Annotated in this window: 13 protein-coding genes and 1 pseudogene; 6 read left to right on the forward strand and 8 right to left on the reverse strand. The window is 42.5% G+C overall.

Going from position 1 to position 9282, the window contains the following annotated elements; translation table 11 throughout:
- A pseudogene (locus tag ABF638_RS34965) lies at positions 1-822 on the reverse strand (hypothetical protein); the annotation flags it as partial.
- A gap of 578 nt (positions 823-1400) precedes the next feature.
- On the opposite strand from ABF638_RS34965, the gene ABF638_RS34970 reads away from it, so the two are divergent.
- A complete protein-coding gene (locus tag ABF638_RS34970; RefSeq protein ID WP_069072914.1) occupies positions 1401-1598 on the forward strand; it encodes a hypothetical protein in 198 nt (65 codons plus the stop codon).
- Between the two features lie 81 nt (positions 1599-1679).
- A complete protein-coding gene (locus tag ABF638_RS34975) occupies positions 1680-2156 on the forward strand; it encodes a Tic20 family protein (RefSeq protein WP_069072913.1) in 477 nt (158 codons plus the stop codon).
- Positions 2157-2159: 3 nt separating this feature from the next.
- On the opposite strand, the gene ABF638_RS34980 is transcribed toward ABF638_RS34975, so the two are convergent.
- The gene (locus ABF638_RS34980; protein WP_435027378.1) at positions 2160-2933 is read right to left on the reverse strand and encodes a fumarylacetoacetate hydrolase family protein; all 774 of its coding nucleotides are present in this window, start codon (positions 2931-2933) and stop codon (positions 2160-2162) included.
- A gap of 94 nt (positions 2934-3027) precedes the next feature.
- Between ABF638_RS34980 and ABF638_RS34985 the strand changes: the two genes are divergently transcribed.
- The 3 genes from ABF638_RS34985 to ABF638_RS34995 all read left to right on the forward strand — a co-directional run bounded on the left by ABF638_RS34985 (position 3028) and on the right by ABF638_RS34995 (position 4455).
- Complete coding sequence (locus tag ABF638_RS34985; RefSeq protein WP_435027379.1) at positions 3028-3204, forward strand: hypothetical protein; 177 nt, start codon at positions 3028-3030, stop codon at positions 3202-3204.
- Positions 3205-3314: 110 nt separating this feature from the next.
- Entirely contained in the window at positions 3315-3665 is a 351-nt protein-coding gene (gene rpsF, locus ABF638_RS34990; RefSeq protein ID WP_069072911.1) for a 30S ribosomal protein S6, read from the forward strand.
- A gap of 229 nt (positions 3666-3894) precedes the next feature.
- The gene (locus ABF638_RS34995) at positions 3895-4455 is read left to right on the forward strand and encodes an Npun_F5560 family protein (protein ID WP_335108648.1); all 561 of its coding nucleotides are present in this window, start codon (positions 3895-3897) and stop codon (positions 4453-4455) included.
- Positions 4456-4868: 413 nt separating this feature from the next.
- Here the strand turns inward: ABF638_RS34995 and ABF638_RS35000 are convergent, their stop codons facing one another.
- The gene (locus tag ABF638_RS35000) at positions 4869-5222 is read right to left on the reverse strand and encodes an STAS domain-containing protein (RefSeq protein ID WP_435027380.1); all 354 of its coding nucleotides are present in this window, start codon (positions 5220-5222) and stop codon (positions 4869-4871) included.
- 487 nt (positions 5223-5709) lie between these two features.
- Between ABF638_RS35000 and ABF638_RS35005 the strand changes: the two genes are divergently transcribed.
- A complete protein-coding gene (locus tag ABF638_RS35005) occupies positions 5710-6339 on the forward strand; it encodes a DedA family protein (RefSeq protein ID WP_435027381.1) in 630 nt (209 codons plus the stop codon).
- A 62-nt stretch (positions 6340-6401) separates the two neighbouring features.
- Here the strand turns inward: ABF638_RS35005 and ABF638_RS35010 are convergent, their stop codons facing one another.
- From ABF638_RS35010 to ABF638_RS35030, 5 genes are all read right to left on the reverse strand, one after another.
- Entirely contained in the window at positions 6402-7604 is a 1203-nt protein-coding gene (locus ABF638_RS35010) for an argininosuccinate synthase (protein ID WP_435027382.1), read from the reverse strand.
- Between the two features lie 454 nt (positions 7605-8058).
- Positions 8059-8571, reverse strand: a complete 513-nt coding sequence (locus ABF638_RS35015) for a PEP-CTERM sorting domain-containing protein (RefSeq protein WP_435027383.1) — start codon at positions 8569-8571, stop codon at positions 8059-8061.
- Between the two features lie 127 nt (positions 8572-8698).
- On the reverse strand, positions 8699-8845 hold the full coding sequence (locus ABF638_RS35020; protein WP_435027384.1) for a hypothetical protein: 147 nt from the start codon (positions 8843-8845) through the stop codon (positions 8699-8701).
- Positions 8815-8952 carry a hypothetical protein gene (locus ABF638_RS35025; RefSeq protein ID WP_435027385.1) on the reverse strand — a complete coding sequence of 46 codons (138 nt, stop codon included), beginning with the start codon at positions 8950-8952 and terminating at the stop codon, positions 8815-8817. Before ABF638_RS35025 ends, ABF638_RS35020 begins: the two co-directional genes overlap by 31 nt.
- A 99-nt stretch (positions 8953-9051) precedes the next feature.
- Positions 9052-9282 (reverse strand): zinc ribbon domain-containing protein (locus tag ABF638_RS35030; protein ID WP_435027386.1); only part of this gene is annotated, 231 nt, incomplete at its 5' end.

Genomic DNA, 9282 nt, shown 5'->3' on the forward strand with positions numbered 1-9282 from the left:
TGCGGGAACAGCGATCGCGTGATCAAACGTAATTACGGGTTCCGTTGGGGCAGTGCATTCCAAGTTCCCTTCATCAGGGAGAACAGCGATAGTGGGGTTGCTGTGTAATTCTGCGGGAACAGCGATCGCGTGATCAAACGTAATTACGGGTTCCGTTGGGGCAGTGTATTCTAAGTTCCCTTCATCAGGGAGAACAATGGTAGTGGGGTTGCTGTGTAGTTCTGCGGGGACAGCGATCGCGTGATCAAACGTAGTTAAGGTTTCTGCTGGGGCAGTGTATTCTAAGTTCTCTTCTGGCAGAACAATGGTAGTGGGGTTGCTGTATTTAGTAATTGCCAGTTCTGTGGAAACAGCGATCGCGTGATCAAACGTAATTACGGGTTCTGCTGGAGCAGTGTATTCTAAGTTTTCAGAAATAGTATTTGGGTGAGCAAGTGAATTTGATTCTACATTCTTTCTCTGCTCCTCTCCCACCTGTGACAAGACTTGTAGTTGGACTTTGTATTGCCAAGATTTACCGAGCAGTTCCGACATCAAATCGCCGGAACAGCGCAACTCCCAAACTCCCGCCTGGAAGTAGGTAAAAGGAATTACCGCCATTAAGCCTTCTGAGTTAGTGCGACGCGATCGCTTGAAAATTCGCCGCGTTGGTTGAACTTCCTCAGTTGAAGAGTGAGTTACCCGAACTTCCACGTCTGTATTAGGAAGGTTAGAACGAGCTAAAACTCTATACTGTCCTTCCAAAATTTCCAAATTTGGCGATTCTAGGATATGCCACGAGCGTGCGCCTTGTTTCTGTATCAGAAATTGCCAGTGTTCCATTGTAAGTGATGCCCAGACCGACGAGCCGCTGAGTAATATTGTGTATTAACTTGCTTGCAAGTTTACCTCAGTATTTTGGAAATGCCCCACTTAAATGGCTATCAGATTAACTCAGTTTTACTTACTTGACTTCTCTTGCTTTAACTAGCCACGTTAAGGTTACTTCAAGAGGTCGCCTTATTGCTTGTGCGTAAAGCTTTTGTTGTTTTCTGAATATTAAGTTTGATACTCTCCAGTGCTCAATTACCAGGGATACAAGAGATAGTATTAGCTATCTCTGCTCAACTTAGCACCAATACCTTAGTATCATTTTTTACTAAATATTCAATTTGCCATAGACACAACATACAATAAATTAAAATTCACTTGACAATTTTTATTAAATTGTGATTACCCACATTTTTGCTACAAAGAGGTAGGATGTGGCTCTGAAGTGTCCTCTGCGATCGCCCAGGCTGGGCGCAAAGCACCATCGTAAATCACAACACTTAACCCTAGATATATCTATGGGGTCAATCCAAAATCCAAAATCTAAAATCCAAAATTGTTTGACAATGAGGATTTACAGGAGGGATTCGATGCTAGTCATTTTAATGGACGATCAAATCCTTGCCCCTGGGCAAGTTTGCCAGTCTTGTTTACTCGCTGACGGGAGGGGTCAACCTCGTTGGCGTGAGGGTCAACTGCGCTGTGGTCAAGCCATTCACAAACTTACTCAACAGCAGCCAGACCAGTATGAGTGCATGATGGGCTTTCGCATCGCCCATATAGAATAGTTGAATTTATCAGCAAGACCAAGCAACTGCGTTATCCTAAGCTCAAGTAACTATTGAAATTTAACCACAGGAGAACGCATAATGTCTTGGCGCGGGTCTACAACGGTTTCAGATCGGATTTTTGCTTCCTTGCCTTATTTGCTTCCTCTAGTTGAAGTTTTTGTATTTGGTAGATATTTGCTCTCAGAATTTCCACCACTACAACTGCTGTTTTTGCCGCTCGTGCCATTGTTAAATATTTACTACGGCGTGCGTTATGCAGGAATGATTATTTTCTTTGCTTTATTTTTGCTGGTAGTGAGAAACGAAAAAATTAGTCACTTTATTCGTTTCAACACCATGCAAGCAATCCTTTTGGACATCATTATCTTTTTGTTTAGCATCCTTACTGATGTGGTGGGGCTAGTTCCCGTTGGTGGTTTTGCAATCCAAACCCTATCCACAACCATTTTTATTGGCATAGTGGGAGCAGTTGCATATTCAGTCATCCAGTCTGTGAGCGGACGTTATGCGGAAATCCCGGCGATTTCCGATGCAGTGTATATGCAAGTACGTTAGAAGTTAACGAGCCACTACGGTGTTTTCCAGGCGACCAATACCTTCAATTTCTACGCGGACGCGATCGCCTGGATGCAATGCGCTTACACCCTCCGGCGTACCTGTAAGCACCAAATCACCAGGTAGTAGCGTCATCACCTGACTGATATAGGAAACTAAAACATCGGGCGAAAACACCATCTGATCGATACAGGCACATTGGACTGGGTTAGCGTCGTCGTTCACAAAAGTCTGCAATCTCGCTCCTGGATTTAATTCCCGCACAATCCAAGGGCCCAAGGGACAGAAAGTATCAAAACCTTTAGCTCGCGTCCATTGACCATCCCGTTTTTGTAAATCCCGCGCTGTTACATCATTGGCAATGGTGTAGCCCCAAATTTTAGTTTGGGCTACTTCTGGTGTGCATTCAAAGGCGTAATCGCCAATCACTAGTGCTAACTCTCCTTCGTAATCAACTCTTTGTGATTGTGGAGGATACTTAATTTCCCTTTCAGATGGAATAATCGACGTGGGTGGCTTGAGAAAGATTAGTGGCTCAGAAGGTACTGAAGTTCCCATTTCGGCTGCATGTTCTGCATAATTCTTACCCACCGCTACAATTTTTGAGGGAGCACAAGGAGCCAGAATTTGGTAATTTTCTGGTGTCAAAGTCAAATCAGTGGGTTGTCCTTGTAACCAGGGCGGAGCATCTAGCACCTGGACATTAAGGGATAGTTGGAGTATCCCATAATAAATCTGTCCTTCTTGATTTTGAATTCGCACATAGCGCTGCGCCATAACCTTGACGAATATCCTTTTATTTGATTTTTTGTTGCTGTGATCGGGTAGCAATCATCAGTTAGCTTTTTAGCGAACCGATTGAGTCTTGAGCATGAAAGCGATCGCTATAGATGCTCATAGGGTAAAGATACCCGTTGGCAAAGCTAATAGCTTGATCAATCTTGGTAAAGAAATATCGGGGTTGCTTCCCGACCTAGTTTTCATTGGGGACATCCCAAAAATCCAAACTCCGGCGATTTGGCTAATGATTCAAATTGAAAACTGGTAAGATTATAATTCCTTGTTGCTTCAGATGTTGATTAATACTGGCATTTTTAATTAAAACCAGGTATAAATTAACATCAGCAGCCACTTTTGTCCATGAGGAATCGGAAAAATATGACTACAAGTTACGAAACAATGTACATTCTTCGTCCTGATCTGGGAGAAGAACAGGTAGAGCAAGCAATTACTAAATATCAGAATTTGCTTCGCGATCAAGGCGCCGAGGATATCCAAATTCAAAATCGTGGTAAGCGTCGCCTCGCTTATGAAATCAAAAAACACCGTGATGGCATCTACATCCAGTTAAACTACGGTGCGCCTGCAACTGCGATCGCCCCCTTTGAACGCGCCATGCGCTTGAGTGAAGAAGTGATTCGCTATTTGACCGTTAAGCAGGAAATCGCCGAAGAAAAACCTCCTAAAGAGGAAAAAGAAAAGCCAACTAAAGTAGCTGCAACAGTCTAAGGGAACAGGGAGCAGGGGGAGCAGAGGAGCAGAGGGGAAATAACCAATGCCCAATGCCCAATGCCCAATGCCCCATGCCCAATCCCCAATCCCATTCAATAAAATTTTGTCTTTTTCTTTTCTCGTGACTTGTTTGGGAATGCTAAATTAACAAATACTTGCCAAAGGTAGTACTCCCGCAGTTATACCTAAGAGTGGACAAGATTCTGAATGGGAGCTTTAAGCTACTGTGATCCAATCTGATACACCCAATATTCAAGTTCTCTCTACGGAAGTATCGCAGCTACGCCAAGAGTTGCAGCTTCGCGATCAATTAGTACAACAACTATCTCAAGAACTCTTCCGGCTGGTAAAAGGTAATACTAGTTTTATGCCCCAGCAGCCGGAGCTTGAGCGAGATCTCACCCAGTTACACGCTTTACAAGAACAACTCCAGGCTGTAGAGCAGCAGGTGGCGTTCTACCAAGAGCAAATTACAACTCGTGACTCCGAAATTTACCAATTGCGACAGTCAGTCCAAGAACTCACTGATCGCACTCGGATGTTGGAGCAAGTCGTGCAAGAGTTGCCTCAAATTTACCGTCGGAAGTTTGAGGAGCGGATGACGCCAGTGAGAGAAAAGGTAGCAATGCTACAACGGGAAAACCGCCAACTACAAGCAGAACTGCAAAGTGTGAGTTACCGTTTAGCTCTCAAAACTCGTAATGCTAGTCACAGCGGCATTGATTTACCAAATTTTCCTCGCCCAGCATCAGAACAAGCGAATATTTCAACTCCCCAGAATGCCTAAAATTACCATTATGGTGGAATCTTAAGAGGTAAGAAATTGGCGCGGCAAAGTATCTTGGAGACATCCAAGTAGCACATCAAGGCAAAAATAAATATAGAGTTAGAAATAACGCAAAATCTGATATTTTAGCCTTTCTTACCTCCTGCTTCCTTACACTAGTTAGGTCGGATATATAACAGTTAGCTCGAATTGACTTCTCCCACGGCTAAAAGTCAATGGGATTATTTATACCCAGAGCGGTGCAGGCTGATTTAAACAGCCTATACCAACTTGTCATTAAGTACTTGTGCTTACTTACTTTTCTAGACAAAAAAGAAAATCAGCCTGCTAGCACCAGACTGTTATCTTGAGAAAATGTGAAAAAGTGCAAATATTGCTTGACTATGCCATCCTTCTATAGGTAGATTTATTATCTAACCTGCTAGCACCAGACTGTTATCTTTGACAGTAGTAAAAATATCTTCGTAAGCGTGAAAAATTTCAAACACTGTATCTAGTTGGGTAAGTTCCAAAATTAACCGTACAGGAGCTTGCACGTTGCATAGAACCAAGCGGCAACCACTCTGACGTGCAGCTTTTAAACCTTTAACTAAAGGCACTAACCCAGAACTGTCCATGAAATTGACTTCTGCTAGGTCGATAACCCAGAGCTGATGAGCTTGAGGCACTACTTCAGCCATCTGTTCACTCAGAGCCTTACCGCCTTCCAAATCTATACTTCCCTGGGGTTTAAACAAAATCACTTGAAGTTCTTGTGTGAGAGCCATAAATTTAAGAGGGTAATTGGAACACTTGACAAAAAATTGAAAAAAGACATCAATACGTCTTCTCTTTCAACGGCAAAATGACTGTTTTACCCAGATATTTGGGCAATTTCAGCCATACAGTTGAGAGAAACTATTTCAGTATTCATGCCGTATAATTTGTGATAACTTTCATCAATATAGGCATAAGCGCCTAACAATTTCGGTATCAACCGTATCTTTTACAAGATTTTCACAATCTAAATGGATTTTTATAAACTTTCTATAAATTTTTTATTTTCTTCGTAATAAATATTAACTTGTGGTACTAAATTCCAGAAAATGTATAGTTAAGAGTCAATAGTTAATCGCTACCATAGACTATAAGCTATGGATTATTCAGTATTAAACTAATGACTTAATAACTCTATGTATTGGTTTGATTGACACCCCACCCAAAAACAAGCAAAGATATAGTAAAAGTAAAAATTTGTAAAGACGGCGGTGCGGGATGTCTTTAGAGCTGATTTCACTAGAAAATATCCAGGAAGTCGCCCATAGTTACGGGTATTGGGCAATTTTTTTGGGAATTTTGCTAGAAAATTTAGGCATTCCCCTTCCTGGTGAAACCGTAACCTTAGTGGGCGGGTTTCTAGCCGGCAGCGATGAACTAAATTTCTGGCTGGTTCTCGGTGACGCAATTATGGGTGCTGTCATTGGTGGTACTTGTGGCTATTGGATTGGTAGGGTTAGCGGTTGGCCTTTCCTGGTAAAAGTTGGTAGCATTTTTCGGATTTCGGAAGTGCGATTACTGACTATTAAAGATCAATTTAGTCAAAATGCTGCTAAAGCAGTATTTTTTGGACGTTTTCTGGCATTATTGCGAGTTTTTGCTGCACCACTAGCTGGTATAGCTGAAATGCCCTTTGGAAAATTCTTTTTATACAACTTTTTAGGAGCAGTTGCTTGGGCTAGTTTGATGGTGACATTAGCTTTCTTTGCTGGCAAAATTGTCTCCCTAGAACAATTGGTTGCTTGGGTGGGTCAATTTGCGATCGCAGCTTTACTGATCCTCACTGCTTTAATTGTTGTGCCCCTGTGGCTCGAATCTCGTCAAGTTAAGGGTGCAGCAGAAGAGTAAATAATCGAAGTGGGGAGATGAGGGAGAAAATTTTTCTTTGTCTTCTCATCTCCCTCATCTTCCTAACCTCTAACTTGCTGTGACCAAATGCGAGTTGGTAATCCCCAAACATAGATAAAGCCTTCAGCGGCTTTGTGGTCAAATTGGTCTTCGGCTCCGTAAGTTGCCAAATCGGGAGTATAGAGGGAATTATCGCTCGAACGCCCAACTATTGTAGAGTTGCCCTTGAACAACTTCACTCGCACAGTTCCAGAGACTCGCTCTTGTGTCTTTTGAATAAAGGCATCTAGTGCAACTTTTAGCGGACTGTACCACAAACCGTTATAAACGATTTGGCTGTAAGTTTCTTCAATCCCACGCTTGTAATGGGTGACATCTGCCGTCAAAGTCAAGCTTTCTAAATCCCTATGTGCCTGAATTAGCACCAACATCGCGGGAGATTCGTAGATTTCCCGCGATTTAATACCTACCAGACGGTTTTCAATCATATCAATCCGGCCGATACCGTGATTTCCTACCACCTGATTGAGTTCTTCAATTAGTTCAACTGGCTTTTTAGCTATACCGTTGATGGTTGTGGGAATACCACGTTGGAAACCAATTTCGATGTACTCTGGCTGGTTCGGAGTATCAGCGATCGCTTTGGTCATCTCATAAATTTCTTCTGGTGGCTCAAATGAGGGATCTTCGAGTAAACCAGCTTCAATGCTACGACCGAGTAAATTTTTATCAATACTATAAGGAGAAGATTTTTTGACTGGTGAGGGGATACCAAACTTCTCACCATAAGCGATGGTTTCCTCACGGCTCATTCCCCATTCTCTGGCTGGTGCGAGGATCTTTATGTTGGGGTTGAGCGCGGTTACAGAGACATCAAAACGAACCTGATCGTTTCCTTTACCGGTGCAACCGTGAGCGATCGCATCAGCACCATATTTTTCAGCTGTTTCTACTAATACCTTAGCAATTAGTGGACGGGCAAGAGCAGTTCCGAGAGGATACCGATTTTCATAGAGGGCATTGGCTTGAATCGCTCCAAAGGCGTAATCTTTCACGAAGCTGTCTTTGACATCCGCCACAAGTGATTCACTTGCACCCGATTTCAGAGCTTTTTCTCGAACTGGCTCTAATTCATCTCCCTGACCTAAATCTGCTGCTAGGGTAATCACCTCTTCCACACCCCACTCCTGCTTGAGGTAAGGGATGCAAACGGAAGTATCCACTCCACCAGAATATGCTAGGACAACCTTTTTGGCGCGACCCATTAATTTCTCCACTTAGGACAACAAAGAATGAGTCATTATTATATCTAAACTAATCCATGTATATTTTCTTCATGCAACTAGAATAATAAAAATCCCGACTTCTTAGAAAAGTCGGGAATCTGAGCCTTGCAATTTTCTTGAAGAAGAATTCAGAAGTCAGAATTCAGGAGTCAGAATTCAGGAGTCAGAATTCAGGAGTCAGAATGAATCAGTGGATGAATCCACTATGAAGTTAAAAATACCCAACATAATTCTGGCTCCTGACTCCTGAATTCTGTTTCGATAAATTAAATAAGATTGTGATCGTTTCTAGATAAAACTTTTTTTATATGGCTTTGTATCAGTTTTCACCAGACTAAATAAATATTAAAAATTTACAGGGTGGGATTATCCACCCTGTTTTAGATAGATGCAAATCAACCGCCTAACAGAAGTTGATTCTTGATAATCTGGTTTAAGCTTTTGTGCTTGATGGTTTAGAAGATACTGTTTTTTTACCTAAGAATAAACCCAACCCGAACACAGACAATCCAAGCATCAAACTTGGTTCTGGAACGCTTGTGCTTGTGTAAGTGACAGTCTGAACACCTGCGTCAGTGGAATCATTCAAATTGATAAAACTTTCGCGGAAGACGTTAAAAGTGCCAGGTGTAAAATACAACCCTAACCCCGCTTCGTTCAAAATTGTCCCCGAAAAATCGGTGAAAACTGAGGCTAAAGGATCATCAGCTTCAGTGTATAACTGTCCACCAAAGGTAGCAGAAATCTTTAAACCTTCGGCGATCGTTACTTCTTGATCGTCTGCTGCTGCTTGGTCGAATGAAAAACTGCCTATGAGGGTTTTATCGTCGTTAGAAAAATTATAAGTTAGGGCTGCTGCTTGGGCGGGGATAGCCTCGCCTAACGAAAAAATCAAAGCAGTTCCTACGGTTGCAGCTGCTAACTTCTGGAAGATGGAATCAGTCATTTTTTTCCCTTGATAAAAGAACTGGAGCAAAAATACCGCAATAGTTTTGTGAGACAGAGACGTGTGTTACCACATCTCTGCAACACAGAGCTTTTCAATTAGTGTTTAGTGAAGCGGTGTATTTAATTCACGGAGTTGCGATCGCAGTTTTCATAGCCTGGAAGATATGACTTTGGTCAACTACACCCCGAACACCAGGCACAGTGTAAGTACCAGAGCTATCTGTAATCTGGAAGCCTTGTCCTAGCGATCGCGTTCTTGGATAGTTGTACATTCAACTGTCAAATTTGCACAAAGCATTACCTTATTTAAGCTAAGTGTCCAGATGTGGAGTTTTTCTACTTGCACAACACCAGGAAAAGATTGGAGAGATATTTCCACCTCAACAGGGTCGATTGATTCCGGTGCATACTCCAAAAAAATCTTTAAACTTTCTTGTACTAAAGGGAAAGCACTTAGACCTTTGACATCCTCCCGCCGCTAATCAGGAGTACCTGATATAGCGGGGGATTCCAAGGATTGCTCTTTGGGTTTCCTCTTTCCACGACCCGACTTACTTGAAGGAGTTTCCTCACCCACGCAGAGGTCGATGTCTCCAGAGGCGTTAGTTCCGACGTGACCCGCCGTACTTAATGCTTTTTCTAATATGTTCCGCGCTGCGTTCCAGTCCCTATCTTGAGTATGTCCACAATGAGGACAAATATGAGTTCT

It is taken from the genome of Nostoc sp. CALU 1950, from assembly GCF_051172895.1.
Lineage (GTDB): Bacteria > Cyanobacteriota > Cyanobacteriia > Cyanobacteriales > Nostocaceae > Nostoc > Nostoc edaphicum_A.

What these genes read in the sequence shown, in the direction of transcription:
- ABF638_RS34970 (WP_069072914.1), top strand. Translation starts at nt 1,401, where the DNA reads ATGCTAGTCATTTTAATGGACGATCAAATCCTTGCCCCTGGGCAAGTT.
- ABF638_RS34975 (WP_069072913.1), top strand. Translation starts at nt 1,680, where the DNA reads ATGTCTTGGCGCGGGTCTACAACGGTTTCAGATCGGATTTTTGCTTCC.
- ABF638_RS34980 (WP_435027378.1), bottom strand. Translation starts at nt 2,933, where the DNA reads ATGGCGCAGCGCTATGTGCGAATTCAAAATCAAGAAGGACAGATTTAT.
- ABF638_RS34985 (WP_435027379.1), top strand. Translation starts at nt 3,028, where the DNA reads ATGAAAGCGATCGCTATAGATGCTCATAGGGTAAAGATACCCGTTGGC.
- rpsF (WP_069072911.1), top strand. Translation starts at nt 3,315, where the DNA reads ATGACTACAAGTTACGAAACAATGTACATTCTTCGTCCTGATCTGGGA.
- ABF638_RS35000 (WP_435027380.1), bottom strand. Translation starts at nt 5,222, where the DNA reads ATGGCTCTCACACAAGAACTTCAAGTGATTTTGTTTAAACCCCAGGGA.
- ABF638_RS35005 (WP_435027381.1), top strand. Translation starts at nt 5,710, where the DNA reads ATGTCTTTAGAGCTGATTTCACTAGAAAATATCCAGGAAGTCGCCCAT.
- ABF638_RS35010 (WP_435027382.1), bottom strand. Translation starts at nt 7,604, where the DNA reads ATGGGTCGCGCCAAAAAGGTTGTCCTAGCATATTCTGGTGGAGTGGAT.
- ABF638_RS35015 (WP_435027383.1), bottom strand. Translation starts at nt 8,571, where the DNA reads ATGACTGATTCCATCTTCCAGAAGTTAGCAGCTGCAACCGTAGGAACT.
- ABF638_RS35020 (WP_435027384.1), bottom strand. Translation starts at nt 8,845, where the DNA reads ATGTACAACTATCCAAGAACGCGATCGCTAGGACAAGGCTTCCAGATT.